17 protein-coding genes and 4 pseudogenes are annotated in these 22262 nt (G+C 69.3%); 8 read left to right on the top strand and 13 right to left on the bottom strand.

Annotated elements, in window-relative coordinates; all coding sequences use genetic code 11:
* Positions 1–121 precede the first annotated feature (121 nt).
* From LRS10_RS24835 to LRS10_RS02670, 5 genes and pseudogenes are all read left to right on the top strand, one after another.
* A pseudogene (locus LRS10_RS24835) lies at positions 122–280 on the top strand (cation transporter); the annotation flags it as partial.
* Between the two features lie 541 nt (positions 281–821).
* A complete protein-coding gene (locus LRS10_RS02685) occupies positions 822–995 on the top strand; it encodes a hypothetical protein (protein ID WP_257839066.1) in 174 nt (57 codons plus the stop codon).
* Between the two features lie 7 nt (positions 996–1002).
* Positions 1003–1665 (top strand): annotated as a pseudogene (locus tag LRS10_RS02680) (tetratricopeptide repeat protein); the annotation flags it as partial.
* Positions 1666–2071: 406 nt separating this feature from the next.
* Positions 2072–3277: a methyltransferase gene (locus LRS10_RS02675; RefSeq protein WP_257835902.1), complete on the top strand. Its 1206-nt coding sequence runs from the start codon at positions 2072–2074 to the stop codon at positions 3275–3277.
* Positions 3274–3915, top strand: a complete 642-nt coding sequence (locus LRS10_RS02670) for an MAPEG family protein (protein WP_257835901.1) — start codon at positions 3274–3276, stop codon at positions 3913–3915. Before LRS10_RS02675 ends, LRS10_RS02670 begins: the two co-directional genes overlap by 4 nt.
* A 37-nt stretch (positions 3916–3952) precedes the next feature.
* Here LRS10_RS02670 and LRS10_RS02665 read toward each other — a convergent pair whose 3' ends face one another.
* The 6 genes and pseudogenes from LRS10_RS02665 to LRS10_RS02640 all read right to left on the bottom strand — a co-directional run bounded on the left by LRS10_RS02665 (position 3953) and on the right by LRS10_RS02640 (position 11707).
* Entirely contained in the window at positions 3953–4348 is a 396-nt protein-coding gene (locus tag LRS10_RS02665; protein ID WP_257835900.1) for a copper-binding protein, read from the bottom strand.
* Positions 4345–7498 (bottom strand): annotated as a pseudogene (locus LRS10_RS02660) (efflux RND transporter permease subunit). Before LRS10_RS02660 ends, LRS10_RS02665 begins: the two are co-directional and overlap by 4 nt.
* Positions 7495–8968, bottom strand: a pseudogene (locus LRS10_RS02655) (efflux RND transporter periplasmic adaptor subunit). Before LRS10_RS02655 ends, LRS10_RS02660 begins: the two co-directional pseudogenes overlap by 4 nt.
* The gene (locus LRS10_RS02650; protein ID WP_257839065.1) at positions 8965–10173 is read right to left on the bottom strand and encodes a TolC family protein; all 1209 of its coding nucleotides are present in this window, start codon (positions 10171–10173) and stop codon (positions 8965–8967) included. Before LRS10_RS02650 ends, LRS10_RS02655 begins: the two are co-directional and overlap by 4 nt.
* Before the next feature lie 98 nt (positions 10174–10271).
* Complete coding sequence (locus tag LRS10_RS02645; protein WP_257835899.1) at positions 10272–10757, bottom strand: hypothetical protein; 486 nt, start codon at positions 10755–10757, stop codon at positions 10272–10274.
* 203 nt (positions 10758–10960) lie between these two features.
* Positions 10961–11707 carry a calcium-binding protein gene (locus LRS10_RS02640; RefSeq protein ID WP_257835898.1) on the bottom strand — a complete coding sequence of 249 codons (747 nt, stop codon included), beginning with the start codon at positions 11705–11707 and terminating at the stop codon, positions 10961–10963.
* Here LRS10_RS02640 and LRS10_RS02635 point away from each other — a divergent pair.
* The 3 genes from LRS10_RS02635 (at position 11622) to LRS10_RS02625 (ending at position 16740) form a co-directional block, all read left to right on the top strand.
* Positions 11622–11990: a cation transporter gene (locus tag LRS10_RS02635; RefSeq protein ID WP_308237894.1), complete on the top strand. Its 369-nt coding sequence runs from the start codon at positions 11622–11624 to the stop codon at positions 11988–11990. The genes LRS10_RS02640 and LRS10_RS02635 overlap by 86 nt on opposite strands.
* A 933-nt stretch (positions 11991–12923) precedes the next feature.
* Positions 12924–15911, top strand: coding sequence for a TonB-dependent receptor domain-containing protein (locus LRS10_RS02630; RefSeq protein WP_257835896.1), 2988 nt, complete (start codon positions 12924–12926; stop codon positions 15909–15911).
* Positions 15912–15948: 37 nt separating this feature from the next.
* Positions 15949–16740 carry a DUF4198 domain-containing protein gene (locus LRS10_RS02625; RefSeq protein ID WP_236611880.1) on the top strand — a complete coding sequence of 264 codons (792 nt, stop codon included), beginning with the start codon at positions 15949–15951 and terminating at the stop codon, positions 16738–16740.
* Positions 16741–16959: 219 nt separating this feature from the next.
* Here LRS10_RS02625 and LRS10_RS02620 read toward each other — a convergent pair whose 3' ends face one another.
* The 7 genes from LRS10_RS02620 to LRS10_RS02590 all read right to left on the bottom strand — a co-directional run bounded on the left by LRS10_RS02620 (position 16960) and on the right by LRS10_RS02590 (position 22261).
* Entirely contained in the window at positions 16960–17220 is a 261-nt protein-coding gene (locus tag LRS10_RS02620) for a hypothetical protein (RefSeq protein ID WP_257835895.1), read from the bottom strand.
* Between the two features lie 206 nt (positions 17221–17426).
* Positions 17427–17813, bottom strand: a complete 387-nt coding sequence (locus tag LRS10_RS02615) for a hypothetical protein (RefSeq protein WP_257835894.1) — start codon at positions 17811–17813, stop codon at positions 17427–17429.
* Between the two features lie 34 nt (positions 17814–17847).
* Positions 17848–18165: a helix-turn-helix domain-containing protein gene (locus LRS10_RS02610; protein WP_257835893.1), complete on the bottom strand. Its 318-nt coding sequence runs from the start codon at positions 18163–18165 to the stop codon at positions 17848–17850.
* A gap of 14 nt (positions 18166–18179) precedes the next feature.
* Positions 18180–18941: an amino acid ABC transporter ATP-binding protein gene (locus LRS10_RS02605; RefSeq protein ID WP_257835892.1), complete on the bottom strand. Its 762-nt coding sequence runs from the start codon at positions 18939–18941 to the stop codon at positions 18180–18182.
* On the bottom strand, positions 18938–20014 hold the full coding sequence (locus LRS10_RS02600) for an amino acid ABC transporter permease (protein WP_257835891.1): 1077 nt from the start codon (positions 20012–20014) through the stop codon (positions 18938–18940). Before LRS10_RS02600 ends, LRS10_RS02605 begins: the two co-directional genes overlap by 4 nt.
* A gap of 1 nt (position 20015) precedes the next feature.
* Positions 20016–20678 (bottom strand): ABC transporter permease subunit, encoded by a 663-nt coding sequence (locus tag LRS10_RS02595; protein ID WP_257835890.1) that lies wholly within the window; start codon positions 20676–20678, stop codon positions 20016–20018.
* Entirely contained in the window at positions 20633–22261 is a 1629-nt protein-coding gene (locus LRS10_RS02590; RefSeq protein ID WP_257835889.1) for a transporter substrate-binding domain-containing protein, read from the bottom strand. The genes LRS10_RS02595 and LRS10_RS02590 overlap by 46 nt, the downstream gene beginning before the upstream one ends.
* Position 22262 lies beyond the last annotated feature (1 nt).

Below are 22262 nucleotides of genomic sequence, written 5' to 3'. Positions count from 1 at the left end.
GATACATGCTCAAGTTACTAGAGGATCAAGAGCCGGCTTCGCGAGGCTCGGGAGAGCCGCCGCAACGGCTTGATCCTCAAGCCGCTAGAGCAATTAGAGTGGCCACATCGGGAGAAAATACATGTCGAACACGACAGCCGCCGCAGAGTCCCTCCGGTACCGTGTGACCGGCATGGATTGCTCCAGCTGCGCGGAAAAGATCCAGTCGGCGGTGGCCAAGCTGCCTGGTGTCCAGGAAGCGCGTGTCTCCATCGCGTCTTCGATGATGACGTTGAAGGTCGACGATGCCGCGAAGCTTGTGCCGACCGTAGAGGCCACGGTCACCGACCTTGGCTATCACATCGATCGCGCGGAGCCTTCGGCGACGGCGGATGACGATGAGCTCCCGAAGAACCTCAGCCATATCACGCCCGCCTACCGGCGGGCGCTCTGGATCGTGGTGCTGATCAATGCCGGCTACGGCCTGGTGGAGATCGTCGCCGGCTTCGTCGCCGGCTCGCAGGCGCTGAAGGCGGACGCCCTCGACTTCATGGGCGACGGGTTCATCACGTTCCTGGGCCTGCTGGCGATCGGCTGGTCGCTCGTCTGGCGTGCGCGCTCTGCGCTTATCCAAGGCTTGTTCCTGGCGGCGCTCGGCGTCGGGGTGCTTCTGAACACGGCCTATCGCGTGCTGGTGCTGAACCAGCCAGAGGCCGAGCTCATGGGCGTATTCGGCATGATCGCGCTGGTGGCGAACGTTGCGGCGGCGCTCATCCTGATCCCCCCACCGCGCCGGCGACGCCAATGTTCGCGCCGTCTGGCTCTTCTCCCGCAACGACGCCCTGGGGAACCTCGCCGTCGTGATCGCCGCAGGCCTGGTGTTCTGGACCAAGACCGCTTGGCCCGATCTCGTCGTAGCGGTGATCATTTCGGGGCTCTTCCTCCAATCTGCGTGGTCGATCATTCGCGATGCCAGGGCCGATTTGAGGGAGGCGCGGTCGCTGAGCGCCGCTTGATCAGTGCATGAGACGGTTCCCGCCTCCGCCGCCGCGCCTGACGCCTGCGGGGCCACCTCAGGCGGTGGTCGACCTGCAGCAGGCGGTGGCGCACGTGAACGCAGGCCGATGGCCTGAGGCAGAGAAGCACGCTCGAAAGGTTCTCGCGGCAAGGCCCTCGGATCCCTCAGCGCTGAATGTCCTGGGTACGGTCTCTTTGAACCGTGGGCGGTCAGACGACGCGGTCGCATGGTTTGAAAAGGCGGCGAGTGGGCAGCCGAAGAACCCATTCATTCAGTTCAATCTCGGTGAAGCCCATCGACGGCTGCAGGCTTACGAGATCGCGGCGACGTTCTTCCAACGGGCCGCAGCTCTCAAGCCAGACTTCGCAGAGGCGTTTGCTGCGGCCGGCGACGCTTATCGTCTGATCGGACGACGGTCCGACGCGGAGCGTTGCTATCGCTCTGCACTGAAACGAGCGCCCGCACTGCCGACCGCCCTCAATGGGCTAGGTCTCTTGTGCCTGCAGAGCGGCGACGCCGCGGGAGCTGCGGAACACTTCCATAGGGGTAGAAAGGCGACGCCGGCGGGGCACCCCCTGCGTGCGATTTTGCTGGCGAACCTCGGCCTTGCGCGCCTGCAACTCGGTCACGGCATGGAAGGGCTGGCGTTGCTCGCCCAGGCCGTGGAGGCCGCGCCCGGCGACGCCGAGGCCTGGCGGCGCCTTGCTGGCGCACTCCGCCACACTCGGTTAGCGCCCCCGACGCCGGCATTCAGAGAGATCTTGCTGCAGCTGTTCGACCGCCCGGACGTCAACCCCCGCAATCTGGCGACTGCCGCCATCGCAGTGTTGCGGCAGCAGCCAGAGATTGATCGTCTCCTCGAAAGTATCGCCGGGGCGCCCGGTCAGCTCGCAGAGACATTGGAGCGCGAGGCGACGACAGCCTCCCAGCTCATCCAGGATCACCTATTTCAAACCTTGCTGGCCACCGCTCCCGTGCCCGACGTGGCCATCGAATTCGTGCTTGTCCAGCTGCGGTCCGATCTCTTGAGGCTCACGGAGGGGGCGGCCGAACCCCTTGAGGAGGAGCTCAGCATTGCGATCGGTCTCGCCCGGCAGGCGTTCCTCAACGAGTACGTCCTATTCGCGGGCGCCGGCCGAGCAGGCTCGCGTCGGCAGCCTGATCACGGCCCTCGACCGCGAGGACCTCGGACAGCAGCCGGGCGATCTCACCAAGATCGCGATCGTCGCCGCCTATCGTCCGCTCGCCGCAACCCCGCTCGCTGCGCGGCTCCGGGGCGCCGCCCTGCCGTTTCTCGCCGACCTCCTTCGCGAGCAGCTCAGTGAGCCGGACCAGGAAGCCGAGCTGCGCGACCGACTGCCCGTCCTCAAGCCTCCCACGGACGTCGTCTCGCGGGCCGTCCAGCAACAGTACGAGCAGAACCCTTACCCGCGCTGGACGCGCTGCAGCCTCGGCGAGCCGCTGCCCTTCCGAAGGGCTGTCCAGAACGCCCTGCCTGACCTGCCGGCCGGCGACATTCCCGATCTTGCCCGCCCCCGCGTGTTGATCGCCGGCTGCGGCACCGGGCTGGAGACCATGCGGGTCGCGACGACCTATCGCGGGGCCTCCATCCTGGCGGTGGACCTCAGCGCCGCCAGTCTCGGCTACGCCATGCGCAAGGCTCGGGAGTACAGGCTCACCGACGTGGAACACCTGCAGGCGGACATCCTGGACCTAGCGGCCTTGGAGGAACGTTTTGACCTGATCGACAGCTTCGGCGTGCTCCATCACATGGAGGATCCGGCGCAGGGGCTGCGGGATCTTGCCGGGCTGCTGAGCTCATCTGGGCTCCTCTTCGTTGGCCTCTACAGCGAAATCGGTCGACGTGCGGTCATCGAAGCGCGCGCCCACATTGCGCGCGCCGGATATCGCGACGACGCGGATGGCATCCGGGCGCTCCGCCGTTCCCTGATGCTCGATGGTGCGCCACCCGCGCTGGAGGCCGTAATGAGCCCCGCGTCTGACTTCTGGACCCTTTCAGACTGTCGTGACCTCCTGTTCCACGTGAACGAGCACCGTTTCACCCTGCCTCAGATCGGGGAGATGTTCGGGGTGGCGGGTCTCGAGTTCCTCGGCGTCCAGTTCGGCCATACCGCCGACCGGACGCGATACTTGGCGCAGAACCCCCGCTCGGGCGCCTTGCGTGATCTTCGCGCCTTGCATCGCCATGAGCTCGATCACCCTGAGATCTTCGGGGACACCTATCGGCTTTGGGCCCGCGCGAAGAGGTCACCGCAATGACCAAGCCGCCCACGCGGCCAAGGGTTGATCTGCCAAAGGAACAGCGCACCGTGAAACTCGGAGCGCTCCTAGCCTTCGCCGTCTGCGGATCAACCCTGGTGCTCGCCTGCGTGGGGCTCCCCCGACGCCTCGCCTTTCCGCAGGACCTCGCCGAGCGCCTCGCGTTTGCGCTGAAAGCCGACCTGCTGATCGCGCTGTGGGTCGTTCTGGCCGTGCGCATGGTGGCGAAGGTGCGGTTCACCTCCGTCGAGGACAACGCCGGTTCCGCGTACAGCCAGCCGAGCGCGCGCCTCGCAGTCCCAGCGGCCTTTCTGCAGAACACCCTAGAGCAGGCCTTCATTGCGGTGGTTGGCCATTTGGCGCTCGCCACAACCTCCGGCGAGGCGCCGCTCGCCTATATTGCGTGCGCCGTAGCCCTCTTTGGCCTCGGCCGCGTGACCTTCTTGCACGGCTACCCGCAAGGCGCTGGTGGACGCGCCTTCGGGGGTCGCCACGACTGCGATACCGACCGTGGGGGCCTATGCCTGGACCCTGATCGAGATTGCCCGAGACCTGGTGTGACGGCGCAATCCGCGCACCAAGGCAGGCGCTGGGCCATCGCAGCCGCAGATGGGATGGCTCACCCCCAGGTGCGCTGAGCTTGAGCCATCCCCCGTGGTCCGACAGGCGCGGCGCCTACTGCTTCTGGATCGCGGTGACTTCGCCGCCGCCGTTCTCGAGCTTCAAGTCGAAGGCGACCTTGTCGCCGGCCTTGAGCCCTTGGGTCAGGGCCGGCGCAGCCTTGAAGGCCATGGTCATGGCCGGCCAGTTGGCCTCCGGGATCGGCCCGTGGTTGATGGTGATGGCGCCGCTCGCCGCATCCACGGCGGTGACGGTCCCGGTCCCCTTGGCGGTCTTGGCGGCCTCGGCCGAAGCCATGTTGATGCCCGCCATGCTGTCGGTGGCGGCGGGCGCCGCGGCAGGTTCGGCCGGGGCCGTGGAGGCTTCCGCCTGGGTCTCGGTCTTTTGGCCGCAGGCGGCCAGAGCGAGAACGGCGCTGACGACGCCGGCGATGAGATAAGCGCGCTTCATGGGTAGTCTCCTTTAGGGGTTGAAGCTGGGGGATCCGTGCGCCGACGCCGCAGCAGGAGGTACCCTGCCGGGATGACGAGCATGGAAAGCAAGGGGGCGGTGAGCATGCCGCCGATCATGGGCGCAGCGATGCGGCCCATGACCTCCGAACCGGCGCCATGGCCGATCAGGATGGGGAAGAGGCCCGCCAGGATAACTGCGACAGTCATCGCCTTCGGCCGCACCCGAAGCAGCGCCCCTTCGCGCACCGCCTCGGCGACCTGGCTCGGCGTGGGATCGGGACCACGCTCCTGCAGGGCGTGTTTCAGGTAGATCAGCATCACCACGCCGAATTCGGCGGAGACGCCGGCCAGGGCGATGAAGCCCACCCCCGTCGCCACCGACTGGTGATAGCCGAGCAGATAAAGCGCCCAGATCCCGCCGGTGAGCGCGAACGGCAGGGTGGCCATGATCAGCGCCGCTTCGTCCAAGCGGCCGAAGGTCAGGTAGAGCAAGAGGAAGATGATAGCCAAGGTCGCCGGCACGACGATCTTCAGCCGATCGGCCGCCCGCTGCAGGTACTCGAACTGACCCGAGTAGGCGACGCTGACCCCCCGGCGTGAGCTTCACGTCACGGGCGACCGCCGTCTGCAGGTCGCCGACCACCGAGGCGAGATCGCGTCCACGCACGTCCACATAGACCCAGGTTGAGGGGCGGCCGTTCTCCGTCTTCAGCATCGGCGGGCCGTCGGCGATCTGCACCCGGGCGACGGTTCCGAGCGTGATCTGCTGCCCGGCCGGCGTGACGATCGGCAGCGAACGTAGGCCTTCCAGGCTGTCACGCAGCTCGCGCGGGTAGCGCACGCTGATCGGATAGCGGGCGAGGCCTTCCACCGTCTCGCCGATGGTCTCGCCGCCGATTGCGCCAGACACGATGGCCTGCACGTCGCTGATGTTGAGCCCGAAGCGCGCGGCGGCGGCGCGGTCGATGTCGACATCGACGTAGCGTCCGCCGGTCAAGCGCTCGGCGAGGGCGGAGCTCACCCCCGGCACGGTCTTGGCGACCGCTTCGATGCGGCCGGCGATGCGGTCGAGTTCGGCGAGGTTTGGTCCTGAGACCTTCACCCCGATCGGGCTCTTCACCCCGGTCGCCAGCATGTCGATCCGGTTGCGGATCGGCGGCACCCAGACATTGGCGAGACCGGGGACTTTCACGGTCCGGTCGAGTTCTTCGACCAGCTTCTCAGGCGTCATGCCCGCCCGCCATTGGTCGCGTGGCTTGAACTGGATGGTGGTCTCGAACATCTCCAGCGGGGCGGGGTCCGTGGCGGTCTCCGCCCGTCCGGCCTTGCCGAACACAGTCTTCACCTCAGGCACCGTGAGGATCAGCCGGTCCGTCTGTTGCAGCAGCTCGGCGGCCTTGGCGGCCGAAATCCCGGGGAGGGCTGAGGGCATGTAGAGCAGGTCGCCCTCGTCCATCGACGGCAGGAACTCGCCGCCCAGGCGGCTGAGCGGCCAGGCCGTCGTGGTGAAGGCCAAGGCCGCCAGCAACAGCGTGGTCCTAGGGCGCCGCAGGACCCAGTCGAGCGCTGGCCGGTAGGCCCGGGTCAGCGCCCGGTTGAGCGGATTGTCCTGCTCGGCGGGAATGCGACCGCGGATCAGGTAGCCCATCAGCACCGGCACGAGGGTCACCGACAGGATCGCGGCGGCCGCCATGGCGTAGGTCTTCGTGAAAGCCAGCGGCGCGAAGAGCCGGCCCTCCTGCGCCTGAAGTGTGAACACAGGCACGAAGGACAGGGTGATGATCACCAGGCTGAAGAACAGGGCCGGCCCGACCTCTGCGGCCGCCTCGGTCACCACCTTCCAACGGGCCTCGCCGCGGAGCGTCCGGCCCGGATGCTCATGAGTCCACCGCTCGAGGTGCTTGTGCGCGTTCTCGATCATCACCACGGCGGCGTCGACCATGGCGCCGATGGCGATGGCGATGCCGCCCAGCGACATGATGTTGGCGTTCACGCCCTGGCCGCGCATCACCAGGACAGCCGCCAGCACGCCGAGCGGCAGGGTGAGGATCGCCACCAGCGCCGAGCGCGCGTGCCACAGGAAGAGGCCGCAGACGATCGCGACGACGATGAACTCCTCGACCAGCTTCTGCGTCAGATTGGCGATGGCGCGGTCGATCAGCTGCGACCGGTCGTAGGTCGTCACGACCTCCACGCCGGCCGGCAGGCTGCCCTTTAGTTCGGCCAGCTTCGACTTCACCGCCCCGATGGTCTCGCGGGCGTTCTTTCCAGAACGCAGGATCACCACGCCGCCGGCCACCTCGCCTTGGCCATCCAGCTCGGCGATGCCGCGCCGCATCTCCGGGCCAACCTGTACCGTGGCGACATCTCCCAGGCGCACTGGCACGCCACCTGCCGCCGCGCGCAACGGCACCGCGCGGAAGTCGTCGAGGCTCGCCAGATAGCCGCCTGAGCGGACCATGTATTCGGCTTCGCCCAGCTCGAGCACCGAACCGCCGGCTTCCTGGTTGGCGTTGCGCAGCGCGCCCACCACCTCAGTGTGGGTGACGCCATAGGCGGCGAGCTTGGTCGGGTCGAGGACCACCTGATACTGGCGGACCATCCCGCCGACGCTCGCCACCTCGGCGACGCCGGGCAGGCTCTTCAGCTCATAGCGGAGGAACCAGTCCTGCAGGCTGCGAAGCTGGGAGAGGTCGTGTCGCCCGCTGCGGTCGACCAACGCATATTCGTAGATCCAGCCGACCCCGGTGGCGTCGGGTCCAAGCGCCGGCTTGGCGGACGCGGGGAGCCGCCCCTGCACCTGGTTGAGGTATTCCAGCACCCGCGACCGCGCCCAATAGAGGTCGGTCCCATCTTCGAAGAGCACATAGACGAAGCTGTCGCCGAAGAAGGAGTAGCCCCGCACCGTCTTGGCTCCGGGGACCGAGAGCATGGTGGTGGCGAGCGGATAGGTGACCTGGTTCTCGACGAGCTGAGGCGCCTGTCCCGGGTAGCTGGTGCGGATCACCACCTGGACGTCGGAGAGGTCAGGCAGCGCGTCCACCGCTGTGGAGCGGACCGCCCAGAGCCCGGCCAGCAACAGGCCGGCGGCCGCGATCAGCACGAAGAACCGTCCCCGGACGGAGGCGCGGATAAGGGCGGCGATCAACCGGCCGCATCCAGCTTGGCGATCCGCCGCACGGTAGGTACGCCGCCGGCCTGGTCGAAGGCGAAGCGCACCGGATCGCCGGTCTTCAGACCCTTGGCCAGCTTCGGGTCGGCGAGGGTGAAGCTCATGGTCATCGCCGGCCATTGCAAGGCCGGGACCGGCTGGTGGCTGAGCGTGATCGACCGGCCCTGCAACCGCTCGATCCGTCCGGTCGTCTCGTAGGCGGTCGATGGGGCCGCCGCGGGCGGCGTCGACGGGATCGGCCGCGCCTGCACGCCGGCAAGGCTGGCCTCTGAGTCGAGCAGGAACTGGCCGGAGGCGACCACCTGTTCGCCCGCGTGGAGGCCTGCCAGAATCTCAGTCCGATCTCCCGCCTCGCGGCCGACCTGCACCTCGGCCGGACGGAATCGTCCCCCAGGCTGGGCCAGCATGACGAGTGCGCGGCGACCCGTCCGGATCACCGCTTCGGAGGGGACAAGCAGCGCGGGCGAGGCGGCGCCCGCGAACTGCGCCTGTCCGTACATGCCCGGCCGCAGGCGCCCGCCGCGGTTCGGCAGTTCGACCCGCGCGGTCAGGGTGCGGCTCTCGGCGGCCGCTTCCGGCAGAATGGCTGAGACACGCCCGGCAAACTGCTCGCCCGGGAAGGCGGTGAGCGTGACCGTCACGGTCTGTCCGGGGCGGACTTGGCCGGCCATGGCTTCGGGCACCGAAACGTTGAGCCAGACGCTCCCCAGCCCGCTGATCTCAGCGAGCGTCTGGCCCTGGCTCACCGTCATGCCATTGCGCACGCTCAGCGTTCGGATCACGCCGCCACCCGGCGCTGTGATGCGGACGACCGTCTGCGGCCGACCACTGCGTTCGACCGAGGCGATCAGGCTGGGCGACATGCCGAGCAGCGCCAGGCGTTGGCGCGCGGCCGCGATCAAGGCCGGATCGCCGGTGCGGCGAACGGCCAGGAACTCCGTCTGGGCGCCGCCCCACTCCGGCGTGAGCACGTCGGCGAGCGGCGCGCCCGCGGCGATGATGTCGCCGGGCGCACGCGCATAGACACGCTGCACGAAGCCGCCGGCCCGCGCCTGGACCACCACGAGGTCGCGCCCGTTGAAGTCAATGACCCCCGGGGCGGTGATCTCGCTAGGCAGGCGCCCCCGGTTCGGCTGTCGCCAGACGTACGCCGAGGCTCTGGACCCTCGCCGGATCGATCTGCACACCGGCGTCCGCCCCCGCCTCGTCGGCGTACTTGGGCACCAGCTGCATGTCCATGAACGGGGATTTGCCCGGCTTGTCGAACCGTTGGCTGGGGACCATCGGGTCGTACCAATAGAGCACCTGGCGGCCGGCGCTGGTTGGGGCCGGCGCCGGCTTGTCGGATGAGCTCAGCCTCGAGAGGCCGTAGCCGCCAGCGCCGCCCAGCAGGAGCAGGATCATGCCCCCGGCCGCCAGCTGCGCGCGCGTGATGGGGATGCTCATGGCGCGTCGGCTCCATAGGTGAGGGTGATGCGCACCGCGTCGCGGGCCACCGCCGCCTCGCGTTCGAGCAGGGTGAGCCGGGCTTCGGCCAACTCGGTGAACGCCTGCAGGACGTCGCCGAGCCCCGCGCGCCCGGCGCCGTAGCTGGCGGTCTCCAGATCAGCTTGCCGCTGTGCCGCGGGCAGAACGACATCCTTGGACCGCATCCACTGTTCATGGTGCATCAGGTGGTCGGCGAGATCTCCGTCGAGCCCGGCGCGCAGGCTGCGGCGCGCGACTTCCGCCTCCGCATCCACGCGAGCCGCGTCGGCGCGCCGCGCGGCGATCAGCGGATCCTGCCGCTGACCCGCGAAGAGGGGCAGCCGCACCGTCACGCCCGCCGAGACCATGTCGCCGAACATCGGGTCGCGGCGCCCGTAGCTGGCTTCCAGCGCAAAGTCCGGCCGCTTTGCCGCCCGCGTGACGTCCACATCGGCTTGCGCCTTTGCTCGCGCCGAGTCGTAGGCCCGCAGTGTGGAATGCGCCTCAAGGCCGGCCCGCAGACTCCCCGGCTCGATGTCCGGCGACGGCGGCGGTCCGGCGACGGTTGGGTCCAGGTCGCCGGTCCAGCGTGAGAGCTCGGCCTTCGCCCGCCCGGCGGCGGCCGCGAGCTCATCGCGCTGGTCCTGCAGGGCGGCTCGCGCGCGGATCGGACCGAGCGCCATGGCCGCGCGGTCCGCGCCCGACGCCACCCCGGCCGGGGCCGAGCGCCAGATGGGCTCGATCTGCCGCAGGATCGCATCCAAGGCCGCCAAGCGGCTCTGGGCGTAATGCAGATCGACCCAAGCCAACGCAGCGCCGAGCTGGACCTCACGCGTCGTGACCGCCCGTTGCGCTTCCGCCATGGCGACATCGGCGCGGGCGCCCGCAGCCTCCGCGCGCCGCCGCCCGGCATTCGGGAACTCCTGCATGACGCCGACCGTCGCCATGGTCATCTCGTCGGCGCCGAACCGGCCCGCCATGGGGCCGGAGATCGGGTAATTTTCCACGCCGAACCTCAGCTGAGGATCTGGCAGACGTCCCGCCGCGACCGCGCTGCTCCGGGCCGCCCGCGCCTTGAGGTCGGCGGCGGCAAGCGCAGGAGCCGTCTGGCGCGCTCGCGCGAGCGCCTCTTCGTAGGTCAGGGGCCCCGCAACAGCAGGGGTCGTAACGCAGGCGGCGGCCACGATGGCCAACCAACCTCTTCGAGCTGACATGCTCTGATCTCCTGGAACGGCGCGCATGCGCCTGCGACGACTCGCACGGGCGAGCCGGGATCAGGGGATCAGGCGTGGATGGGCGGTCTTAGACTTCGGTCAGGCGGGCCAGATGGCGCCGGCGGAGAGTCGGTCCAGCGGACGGCGATCAGGGTCGCGCTTTGCTGGACTTCGACCGGCGCCATGGGAGCCGGCCCGACAACGACCGCAGCGGGGCAGAGGACGCTGCGCTCGCAAGGCGCTTTCTCCTTCTGCCCGGCAGGGTCTGAAGACGGCTTATGGGCGGCGTCCGCCATCATCGGACAATCCGGCGGGCAGGGATCGCAGGCCGCGGTCTTGGCCAAAGTCGGTCCGCCGGCGTATGCGAGCAGCATCGCCGCGACGAACGCGAGCAAGGTGGGCCAATGGCGCAGAAGGCGGTCCTTTCTGCAGGCGAAAATGATCCCTGAGGCGCGGAAGGGCAAGCCTTCACGCCGCTGTTCGGTTGAGCGCGCAATCTGCGCGACTTCGAGGATCCAAACAGCGAACGGAAATTGAAGGGGCGGCTGCCACATGCGGCGCAGAACTCGTGTCAGTCGCGATGGAGCATGAGGACCGCTGAGCCCTCCCGGCCGCTGAGCGCTCCCGGCCGCTAAACGCAGGCATCGTCGGCACATGAGCGAACGCCTTGCAGGCTCCCGCGGTGCCGGCGTCCCCACCTTTGTCGCCAACTCGCGGTGAGCGGGCCGCCGCGCGTCAAGCGACGACCCGCCCCACGTCATGCCGGGAAAATCCAATCCGAACCGGCGGTGCTGAGCCCCGGTACGAATCCGGGCTCGTCGCTGAACATGAAGTCGCTCTGCCGGAGATCGGCCCTGAACACGCCCAGCAGCAGGACGCCCTCCGGATCGGCGTCGCGGTCTGTGTTCCAGGACACGAACGCCCCTTCCGCGCGATCCACGACGGACACCTGATCCGGCCGGATATCGCGCAGCGCGAGGTGGTCGAACGCGCCCTGCGCCTCACCGCGGACTTCCATGTCGGTGATGACGTCGAAGCCGCTGTGCGGATCGACGATGAAGGCGTCCGCCCCCGTGCCGCCGGTGATGGTGTCGTTGCCCATGCCGCCTTCGATCATGTCGTGGCCGGCGCGGGCGTCGATCGAGTCCCCGCCCTCCATGCCCATGATATCGTCAACCAAGGCGCCGCCGATCAGGGTGTCGGCGCCATCCCGACCGAAGATGTTGTCGACGCTTTCCCCACCGGTCAGCTGATCGGCTCCTCGCTCGCCGACGAGCACCTGGTAGGTTTCGTCGCCTGTAAAGGTGAGCGCGACATCACCATCCCGCATCGCGGCGTCGGCGGCTTGGTCGAAACGCTCGCCAGGCCGGTCCCCGTGCCTGGCGTCCGGACACTCGACGCTCTTCGCTTCGGCCCTTGTGCTGGGTGTGGTCGCCATCGGCATCGCTTGGGAGTACGTCCTGCGACTGCTGGCTCCGCAATCGGTCGCCTTCGGCCAGGCCACGGTCGTGGCGGTGATCGGCTTGGCCGTGAACCTGCTCAGCGCTCTGCTGCTCGGCGGCGGCCATGCGCATGGCCACAGAAATAATCACCACGGTCATGAGCGCCACAGTCATCACGAGCATGGCCACGAGCATCATCATGCAGCCCACGGCCACGGCGACGGTGGGCGCCGTCACCAGGACAACAACCTGCGCGCCGCATTCGTGCACGTCCGGGCCGACGCCCTGACCTCCGTGCTCGCCATCGCCGCCCTGCTGGCTGGCCGCTTCCTCGGCGGGACGTAGCTGGATCCGGTGATGGGGCTGGTGGGCGCCGCCGTTATCGCCGTCTGGTCGTGGAACCTGATGCGGGACACCTCCGCCGTGCTCCTCGACGCCACCGACGACCACCTGGAAGCTGAGGTGCGCGACGAGGTCTAAGGGCCAGGAGATGCGAGAATCACCGACCTCCACGTCTGGCGCCTCGGTCCTGGCTCTCACGGGGCGATCGTCAGTTATGTGGGTGAGGCTTCGCCTGAGGCGGTCCGCACCCGGCTGGCGCACGTTCACGAGTTAAAGCACGTGACGGTCGAGGCCTTCTCAAGGAGCGTGGCTCGCGTTTGATCCAGCCGGAGTAGGGGAACGGCTTCCCCTGCGTCGGAGCGGAAGCCTTCTCCGCCGCCCCCTTCTAGCGGGGCAAGCCTCCGCAACGCCCCGGTAAGGCGAGCGGCCGGCGGGCGTGCGCGGTCCCGCCGCGTGCCGCGGCTCCTACGGGTCGCCCTTCGGGCGCGCTTTGCGCGCCGGCGGCCGCTCGCCGGCGCGTCCCGCCGTGCAGCGCCTGGCGGCGCGCAGGCTCCTTGCAGCCTTCTTCTTCTTGGACCGCCTGCGGCGGCCGTGGTTTAGGGCTCCGCCCTCGGCGTACTTCGGAGCGGCTGCCGCCCAGCTTCGGTCTCTCGCTCGGGCGGCAGCAGGGCAGGGCCGGTAGGCCCAGCAGCCGGCTCCCCGGGGCTCCTCCGTCAAGGTCCGGGGCTGACCTCCCGTTGGGCCACCGCGGTCCGCGGCACGCTCTCCCGTCGGCGTGGCGCCCCCGACTTCCCTGCTGCGGATCCGGAGAAACCCCCTGCGGCCGGAGGTTTGGAAAGAAAAATTCAGAGCGTCTGAGGGGCCGACCATCCCACTGCGTAGCTCCAGAAGGGGGCCCATGGCGGCCTGAAAAAACATTGCTCTGGAGCAGCGGTCTTGGCCGACATCACTTTTCGCAGCCGCATTCTCGGCTCATCCATCCTCGGAGGCGTTGCCTTCCTTTCCGCCACGGCGCTCGCGGTCACGCCCGCCGCGGCGCAAGACGCCACTGCGGCTGCCGCAGCGAACGCACAGACGGCCGGCGAATTGGACGAAGTCGTCGTCACCGGTTCGCGGATCGCTCGCAAGGACTACCTGGCCAACAGCCCGATTGTAACGGTCACGCAGGACGACGTGCGGGCGACCGGCTCGGCCAATATCGAGACCCTGATCAATGAACTCCCGCAGTTCACGCCGCTGGGCAGCGCGTCTTCGAACAGCCCGAACCTGGCAGGCCAGGCTCAGGTTCAGCTGCGTGGCCTCGGCGCCATCCGCACCTTGGTGCTGCTGAATGGCCGCCGGGTCGTCCCTTCGAGCGCCTCATCCGTCGTCGACCTGAACCTGCTCCCGACGCCTTTGATCTCAAGCGTCGAAACCATCACCGGCGGCGCCTCGTCGACGTATGGCTCTGACGCCGTAGCCGGCGTGTTGAACTTCCGGCTGAACGAGAACTTCGAAGGCGTCCAGCTCGACGTGCAGTACGGCGTCTCCGATCGCGGCGATGCGGAGAGCGAAGTCTACAGCGTCACGATGGGCGGCGACATCGCCGAGGGTCGCGGCAATGCCGTGCTGTCGCTGAGCTACTCGGACCGGGACTCGGTCCTGAACGCCGCGCGCGAATTCTCGCGCATCTCCGGCTTCGCCGGCACCTCGCCTCTCGGCTCCACCGTCTTCGACGCTAACAACCTTCCGTCGGCCGCCGCCGTGAGCGCGGCGGTGCCTGGCGCCGCCCGCGGGAACACGTTCGGCTTCAACAACAACGGCACGCTGTTCGCCTACCAGGGAGCCCGCGAATACATCAGCCCCGGCGGCCTGGACTACGAAGGCTTTCGGATGCCGGGGCCGCTGCAGCAGACCGACTTCACCTATACGACCGGTGATCGGAACTACATGATCATTCCGCAGCAGCGCTACAACATCTACGGCGCGGCGAACTACGAGATCACAGCGTTCGCGGAGGCCTACGCCGACTTCCTGTTCTCGCAGTATGAGGCCGGCAACCAGTTGGCTTCCAACCCTGCGACCGGCCCCACCACGGGCTTCCGGATCCCGGGGACCAACCCCTTCATCCCGGCCGAGCTGCGGGCGGTCCTGAACTCCCGCCCCAATCCGAACGGCAGCTTCCGCCTCGACAAGCGCTTCAACGAACTCGGTCCGCGCCGGCAGAATGAGACCTACGACGTCTACCAGATCACCACGGGCCTCCGCGGTCGCCTGCCGGTGCGCGACTGGACCTACGATGCCTACCTCTCCTATGGCCGCGTGGACAACGGGACGACGTACACCGGCTACCTGTCCCGCTCAGCGGTCCAGCGTCTGCTGGACGCCCCGGACGGCGGCGCCTCGATCTGCGCCGGCGGATTCAACCCCTTTGGCGAGAAGTCGCTGAGCGCCGCCTGCATCGACTACGTCAGCCGGGTGCCCAAGAACACCACGACAAACGATCAGCGCGTGGCTGAAATCAACATGCAAGGCGGGGTCTTCAACCTTCCGGCCGGTGAAGTCCGGGTGGCCCTCGGCGCCACCCACCGCGAGCAGAACTACGACTTCGTCCCCGACGAATTGATGCTGGCGACCTTCACGCTGAACGGAACCACCGGCCCCGAACTCGCCGGCGCCTCCGGTCAGCCGCTTTCGGGATCGGACAAGGTCCGCGAAATCTACGGCGAAGTCCTGATCCCGCTCCTCCGGGACATGCCCTTCGTGCACAGCCTGGAGACGAACCTCGGCTACCGGCTCTCCAATTACGACACGATCGGCCGTGTGAGTTCCTACAAGGCGGACCTGAGCTGGGAGATCGTCGAGGGGCTGCGGATCCGCGGCGGCCTGCAACGCGCCGTTCGCGCGCCGTCCATCAACGAGCTGTTCGCCACGCAGAACCTTACCTTCATGAACATCGGCGTGCCGGTCTCGTCGGCGGGTGTGCCGCAGTTCTCCGGCGACCCGTGCGACATCCGGGGCGCCTACAGGGCGCCGGGGGCGGCGAACGCCGCTCAGGTGCGCGCCCTGTGCCTCGCGCAGAACGTGCCGGGCCAGGTCATCGACGCCTACACGTTCTCGAACTCGCAGACCCCGGGCCTGACAGGCGGCAACCCACTTCTGGAGGAAGAGACCGCCGACTCGTTCACCGTCGGCGCAACCTGGCAGTCGCCGTTCTCCAATCCGTGGTTGAGCCGCCTGTCCGGCTCGATCGACTATTATGACATCACCATCAAGGACGTGGTTGGGACGCTGGCCACCACGGAACAGCTGCGCCGCTGCTTCAATCAGAACGGCACGTCCAACCCGACCTACGATCCCAGCAACTTCTTCTGTCAGCTGTTCAGCCGCGACCCGAACTCGGGGCAGATCACCAACACCCTCGAGACGAACGCCAACCTGGGCACGCTGAAGACGAGCGGCATCGACTTCCAGATTGATTGGGCCGTCACGCTGGCCGACGTGGGTGGGCCGGAGTGGGGCGCCCTGGCGCTCAACGTGATGGGAACCAAGCTGCAGGAATGGAAGCGCCAGGACCTGCCGGGCGGCGCCTTCACCGATCGCAAGGGGACGGTCTCCAACACCTTCGGCCTCACCCTGCCGGAGTGGAAGTTCCTGTCGACCCTGAGCTGGAACTACGAGCCCTTCAGCGTCGGCGTGCGCTGGCGCTACCAGGGCGAGGTCGAGAACTTCAACAACCGCGAGCAGGTCCTGGGCGCGGTCAACTACTTCGACCTGAACACCACGTGGAAAGTGAACAAGACTGTGACGCTCCGCGGCGGGGTGAACAACCTCACGGACAAGCAGCCTCCGGTCTACTCGCCGGCGATCGCGGCGAACACCGACCCCTCCACCTATGACCTGGTCGGCCGCCGCTATTATCTCGGCCTCACCGCCCGCTTCTAAGCTCGAGAAAAGGTTCGAACCGATGAAAAGATCTCTTTTGACCGTCGCGACGGCGCTCGGGCTGCTATTCGCCGGCAGCGCGGCTGCGCACGACTTCTTCCTGGTTCCGGAGGGGTTCGTGGGCGCGGGCGGGCGACCGCTCATCATCCACGCCACGTCCTCCTCCGACTTCCCGGCGCTGAACGTCGGCTCGCCGCGGACGCGCATCGAATCGGCTCGCGCGGTGGTCGGCGGCCAGCCCGCCGCCGTCGAGGTGCAGGCGCAGGCCGCCAAGTCGCTGCCCTTGTCCGTCTCCACCGAGGCGTCCGGTATGGGGGTGGTGACGGTCCAGACCATCTGGGGCGAGTCCAACTGGCGCCCTGACCAGGTGGACATCTACCTCGAGGAGCATCCCTTCAAGGCCGAGGAGGTCGCCGCGGTCCACCGGCTCCTGCCGAAGGGCGCGCCGCTCCAGATCCGCTCCCGCCGTCTGGCCAAGACCCTGGTCTGCGTCCGCGCCTGCACGCCGACGACGTCGGCCCCGGCCGGGCTGGAGGTGGAGTTCGTGCCGGCGTTCGACGCGGGCGGCGCCTCACCGTCGCGGTTCCAGCTCGTGCGGAACGGCCGCCCCCTGGCGGGTTACCCCGTCACGGTGCGGCCGGCCCGCGGGGAGCGGCAGAACGTCCTCACCGATAACGACGGCTGGGTGCGGATGCCCGCCGGCCTGTCCGGGCCGGTGATGCTGGTGGCCGCCACGCTGGATCCCCCGAAGGAGCCTGGGGGACGCTTCGTCACCAACAATGCGTCGGTGACGTTCGAAGCCGGGCAAGGGCACGGCGGCGCCCACTGATCTAGGGCGCCGCCGTCCATCCGCGCGGGCCGCTCGGAGACCCCCGCTCCGAGCCCCGCGCGGATGGCATGTTGCGGTGAGCGCAGCCGACGTCGCCGGTCCCGCCGGCCGCGTGGCCGTCCCCCGCCGGGCGCGAGCCCGACCTTTTCCCACGCCGCCGCCGGCGGCATGCGCATCGCGAGGGGGCACAGGATAGTCTCCGGCGTTCCAATCTGCGGCTCACGGCTCGGACCGCGCGCGCGGCATGCGCGGCGGAACTCGCGCGGCGGCGTGCGCGATCGTGGCCGCCACTGCGAGAAGCGCGGCGCCGAGGAGCATCGCGCCAGCGCCACGGTGTGGAACCCCGTTCTGCGAATTCAGGGCATAGGCGGCCCCGAAGAGGAGGGGACCCACCGCGCTCGCCGCTCCCTGGACCGCGACGCTCGCCCCTTGCAGCCGGCCTTGCTGCTCGCGCTCCATCCTGCGGGCCAGAATCGCCATGAGCGCCGGGGCGGCGACCCCGCGTGGGCGGCCGGCGCGAGGGCGAGGGTCGCCGCAGCGGCCGCGCCCAGGAGCGTTGAAATTTCCATGTCGGTTTCACCTGAAGAGGGGCGTTGCAGATCCGCGCGGGGGTGCGCGGCGCGTCCCGGCGTCCGCAGGTCCGAAGGTCCCTGCGGGCGACGGCGCCCGGCCGCGAAGCGGCCGGCTCAGGCGAAGGGACGAGGGGGGCGTTCGAGCCCGGGGGGCGCGTGGGCCCGGTAGGTCTTGGGCGTGGCGGCTTCCAGCACCAGGTGCCCGATGCGGCGCGCCGGCGCCGGCCCGGGTTCGGCGATCGCCGCCGTGGTGACGCAAATCTGCGCGCAGGCCTGGGCGCAGGCCTTGCTGTCGTGCTTGTCCCCGACGGGATCGCAGCAGCCGTGGTCGCCGGCCGCCCCTGTGTCGGCCTGCGCCATGGCGGCGCCGGGCATGGCGCCGTCCATCACCATAGCCTGACCTTCGCCCATGTGGTGGGCGCAGGCCGCGGCCCCCGCCGAGGCGGCAGCGGGCGACAACAGCAGGCCGACAAGGGCCAGAAGGGCGAGCAGGAGCCGCATGTGCTGGGACGTTACGCCAGACGCCCGCGCCGGGTCACATGAATTCTGCTTCAGGAGAAACCCCAGGCTCGTCCGCCGCGGCCGGCGTCGCCAGCCAGTCCAGGCGGGCCTGGACCGCCGCGCAGAGGCTGGCCGGATCGCACCCGAGCGCCAGGGCGATGCGGTGGAATTCGAGCAGGTCCACCCGCCGCTGGCCGCGCTCGATCATCGACACGTGCGAGCCGGCCTTGCCGAGAGCCGCGGCGAGGTCGCGCTGCGACAGGCCCGCAGCCCGACGGGCGGCGACAAGCACCTCGCGCACCTGCTGGTACTCGGCGCTGAACACCGGATTGGGCCGGCGGGCGAAGGGCATGGGCGGCGGCCGGCTCAATGCAGGAGCTGGCCGAGGAAAGCCCGGGTGCGTTCGTGCCGAGGGTGCGCGAAGAAGTCGCCGGGCGGGGCGGACTCGACGATCTGGCCCTGGTCCATGAACACCACCCGGTCGGCGACCTGACGGGCGAAGCCCATCTCGTGGGTGACCGCCAGCATGGTCATGCCTTCGCCGGCCAGTTCGATCATGGTGTCGAGCACCTCCTTGACCATTTCCGGGTCGAGCGCCGAGGTGGGCTCGTCGAACAGCATGATCTTCGGCCGCATGCAGAGCGCCCGGGCGATGGCCACCCGCTGCTGCTGGCCGCCGGACAGCTGCCCCGGCCGCTTGTGCGCCTGGTCGGCGACCCGCACGCGCCCGAGCAGGGCCATCGCATGCGCCTCCGCCTCGGCGCGGGTGGCGACGCCCGTCCGCACGGGCGCGAGCGTGCAGTTTTCGAGCACCGTCAGGTGCGGGAAGAGGTTGAAGCTCTGGAACACCATGCCGGCGGCCCGCCGGATCGCCTCGAGGCGCCGGGGCTCGGCGGTGGCTTCGAGGCCGTCCACGCGCACGACCCCGGCGTGGTGGCGCTCGAGCTGGTTGATGCAGCGGATCAGCGTCGACTTGCCGGAGCCCGACGGGCCGCACACAACGATGCGCTCGCCCGCCGCGACGGCGAGTTCCACGCCCCGCAGGGCGTGGAACTCGCCATACCACTTGTGGAGGTCGCGGACCTCGACGGCCAGGTCTGCGGCGGAGGAAGGCGTCTCTCGGGTCATGGCGTGGCCTCGGCGCGGCGTTCGAGCGCCCGGGCGAAGCGGCCGAAGCCGAAGCACAGGGCGAAATAGACGGACGCGATGAAGATGTAGGTCTCCATGGCGGGGGAGCTCCACTCCGGGTCGGCCAGGGCCGCCCGGCCGGAGCTGATCAGGTCGAACAGTCCCACCACCAGGACGAGGCTAGTGTTCTTGATCATCACGATGATGGTGTTGGTGAGGCTCGGGATCACCAGGGCGAGGGCCTGCGGCAGCACCACGAAGCGCTGGGTCCGCCAGTAGCCGAGCCCCAGCGCCCGGGCCGCCTCGGCCTGGCCGGGCGGCAAGGCCTGCAGGCCGCCGCGGATCACCTCCGCCAGGTAGGCGGCGGCGAAGAGCAGCAGCGCGATCATCGCCCGGAAGAACTTGTCGGGCAGCAGCGGCTCCGGAAGCAGCAGCGGCAACATGATCGAGGCGATGAACAGCAGGCTCAGCAGCGGCATCGCCCGGGTGACCTCGATGAACAGCACGCACAGCGTACGGATCACCGGCAGGTCGGCGCGGCGGCCGAGGGCCAGCAGGATGGCCAGCGGAAAGGCGCCGCCGATGGCGGTGACGGTGAGGATGAGGGTGACGGGCAGGCCGCCCCACATGGTCGTGGCCACATAGCTCAGGCCGGCGAAGCCGCCGAACATCAGGAGCAGCACGCCGGGCAGGGCCGCGGCCCAGAGCGCGGCCAGGTGCGGCCGCCAGGCGGCCGGCCGCAGCGAATAGGCGAGCAGGCCCAGCAGCACGGCGCAGACGAGGGTCGGCCGCCACCGCTCCTCGATGGGATAGATGCCGAACAGGATTTGGCCGCTCTTGGCCACGACGAAGCTCCAGCAGGCGCCCGAGATGTCGCGGCAGGCCGCCGGCTCGGCCGGCAGGACGGCGGCGTCGAGCACCGCCCAGCGCACCAGCGGCGCCGCCAGGGACCAGGCCGCCCAGGCGACGGCGAGGGTCAGGACCACGTTGAGCGGCGAGCCGAACAGCTTCGCCGCCAGGGCGGCGGGGCCGCGGGCGGGGCGGGGCGGGGCGGGGATTGCGGCCGAGGTCATCTCAGCGGGCCTCCAGCTGGACGCGTCGGTTGTAGACGTCGAGCAGCGCCGCCAGGGCCAGGTTCAGCGCCAGGTAGACGAGGACGATGATCAGGGTGCCTTCGATCGGATGGTTCGTCCGGTTGATCACCGTTCCCATCACCGTCATGAACTCCGAATAGCCGATGGCGATGGCCAGCGTGCTGTTCTTGACCGTATTGATGTACTGGCTGGTCATCGGCGGCACGATCACCCGCAGCATCTGCGGGAAGGCCACCAGCCGCAGGGTCTGCGCCTCCTTGAGCCCGAGCGCGCGGGCGGCCTCCCACTGGCCTCGCGGCACCGACTGGACGCCCGAGCGCACGATCTCGGCGATGAAGGCGGCCGTATAGACTGTGAGGCCCACGAAAACCGTGGCGAACTCAGGCGTCAGGCGCGCCCCGCCTATCAGGTCGTCCCCGTTCGCCGCGGGCAGCTCCAGCCGCAGCGGCGGGTGAACGGCGAAGGCGGCGAGCGCCCCCACGACGATCACGCCCGCCGCGGCGGCCCGGTAGGGGCGGGCCCGGCCGCGGCGGGCGGCGGCGCGGCCGGCGAGACCGGCTGCGCCAAAGATGGCGACGGCGGCGGCGAGGGCGGCCGTCAGGGCAAGGGGGGACCATTCGGCGTAAAGGGTGGGCGCGGCCACCCCCGGATCGAGGCCAGCACGCCGGGCGCCAGTTCCCGCGCGCCGCCCACCGGCATGACGTGGCCCCACAAGGCGTAAAGGAAGATGAGCAGCAGGACGGGCGGGGTGTTGCGCATGGCCTCGACCCAAACCGCCGCCAGACCCGCGACGAGGGGGTTGGCGCTCAGGCGGGCGATGCCCAGGGCGGTTCCGACGAATGTGGCGGCGACGCAGACCAAGGCGGACAGGAACACCGTGTTGGCCACGGCGACGCCGATCGCCTGCAGGTAGCTGTCCTCCGGACCGAAGGGCAGAACCGTGTCGGCGATCTTGAAGCCGGCGCGGTCGCCCAAGAACTCGAAGCCGAGCGGCAGCCCCCGGGCCTGCAGGTTGGCCGCCGTGCTGACGGCGACCAGCAGGAGCGCGGCCGCCACCAGGGCGGCCGCGCCCGCCTGCGCCAGCACGGCCCCGGGGGGCGGGGACGCGGCGCGGACGCGGCGACAAGGAGGGCTGGCCCGCCATCCGCTCACACGTCCCAGGGGTAGGGGAACAGCAGGCCGCCGTCCTTGTAGGGCCGGTTGAGCCGGCGGTCGGCCTTGATGCGGGTGCCGGCGCCGAGGTTGCGCTCCCAGATCTCCCCGTAGTTCCCCCACTTGCTTGATCACCTTGTACGCCCAGTCTGGCTCGAGGCCGATGGCGCGCCCGAAAGCCGGGTCGGCCCCCAGCACGCGTCGGACATCGGCGGGTCCGCTGCGCCGCAGCTCGTCGACATTGGCCTGGGTCACGCCATTCTGCTCGGCCCAGATCAGCAGATTGACCGTCCAGCGGACCACGTCGAACCAGCGATCGTCGCCGCGGGCGATGGCGACGCCCTGGGGCAGCAGGTGGTCCAGGTAGAGGAGGGCGTGGTCGTCAGGCTTGCGCGCCACGGTGGCCACCTGGCTGGCGCCCAGGAAGCCGTCGGTGACATAGACGTCGCAGCGTCCCGAGAAGTAGGCGTCCCGGGCCGTGATCGTGGAGTCGAAGTAGACGCGCTCGAAGCGGATCTTCGCCTCCGCCTCCACCCGTGTGAGCGTGTTGTCCGCCGAGCTCCCGCCGCTCTGCAGGCAGACGGTGCGGCCGTTCAGGTCCGTGGGCGAAGCGGCCCCCAGACGCTTGCGGAAGATCAGCACGTCGGTGTCGAACTGGGTGACCGTGACGAAACGCACCGCCATATCCCGCGTGAAGGTCATGGTGGTGGTGCGGGAGAGCACGTCGATCTCGCCGGTCTGCAGGGCGGGCAGCCGCTGGGCGGCGTTGAGCGGAATGAAGCGGATCTTCTGCGCGTCGCCCAGCAATGCCGTGGCGAAGGCGCGGCAGACGTCCACGTCGAATCCGCGCCAGACGCCCCGCTCGTCGGGACGTGAGAGGCCGGTGATCCCCTGGCTGGCGCCGCAGGTGACATAGTCGCGGCCCTTCATGCGCGCGATCGCCCCCCGTTCCTCCTGGGAGGCGCCGGGGGCGCAGGCCGCGGCGACCATGACGCCGGCGAGGCTTAGGACGGCGCGCCCCAGTCTGCGGGTGTTCCGTCGGGTCTCGGGCGTTTGGACCGAACTGGGTTGCATG

Source organism: Phenylobacterium sp. J426 (assembly GCF_024699945.1).
GTDB lineage: Bacteria > Pseudomonadota > Alphaproteobacteria > Caulobacterales > Caulobacteraceae > Phenylobacterium.
This window is presented reverse-complemented; position numbering and strand designations above follow the sequence as displayed.

Excerpts from the sequence above, each read along its gene's own strand:
- LRS10_RS02670 (WP_257835901.1), top strand. The coding sequence starts at position 3,274 with ATGACCAAGCCGCCCACGCGGCCAAGGGTTGATCTGCCAAAGGAACAG.
- LRS10_RS02665 (WP_257835900.1), bottom strand. The coding sequence starts at position 4,348 with ATGAAGCGCGCTTATCTCATCGCCGGCGTCGTCAGCGCCGTTCTCGCT.
- LRS10_RS02590 (WP_257835889.1), bottom strand. The coding sequence starts at position 22,261 with ATGCAACCCAGTTCGGTCCAAACGCCCGAGACCCGACGGAACACCCGC.
- LRS10_RS02605 (WP_257835892.1), bottom strand. The coding sequence starts at position 18,941 with ATGACCCGAGAGACGCCTTCCTCCGCCGCAGACCTGGCCGTCGAGGTC.
- LRS10_RS02610 (WP_257835893.1), bottom strand. The coding sequence starts at position 18,165 with ATGCCCTTCGCCCGCCGGCCCAATCCGGTGTTCAGCGCCGAGTACCAG.
- LRS10_RS02645 (WP_257835899.1), bottom strand. The coding sequence starts at position 10,757 with ATGTGGCAGCCGCCCCTTCAATTTCCGTTCGCTGTTTGGATCCTCGAA.
- LRS10_RS02620 (WP_257835895.1), bottom strand. The coding sequence starts at position 17,220 with ATGGCGATTCTGGCCCGCAGGATGGAGCGCGAGCAGCAAGGCCGGCTG.
- LRS10_RS02600 (WP_257835891.1), bottom strand. The coding sequence starts at position 20,014 with ATGACCTCGGCCGCAATCCCCGCCCCGCCCCGCCCCGCCCGCGGCCCC.
- LRS10_RS02615 (WP_257835894.1), bottom strand. The coding sequence starts at position 17,813 with ATGCGGCTCCTGCTCGCCCTTCTGGCCCTTGTCGGCCTGCTGTTGTCG.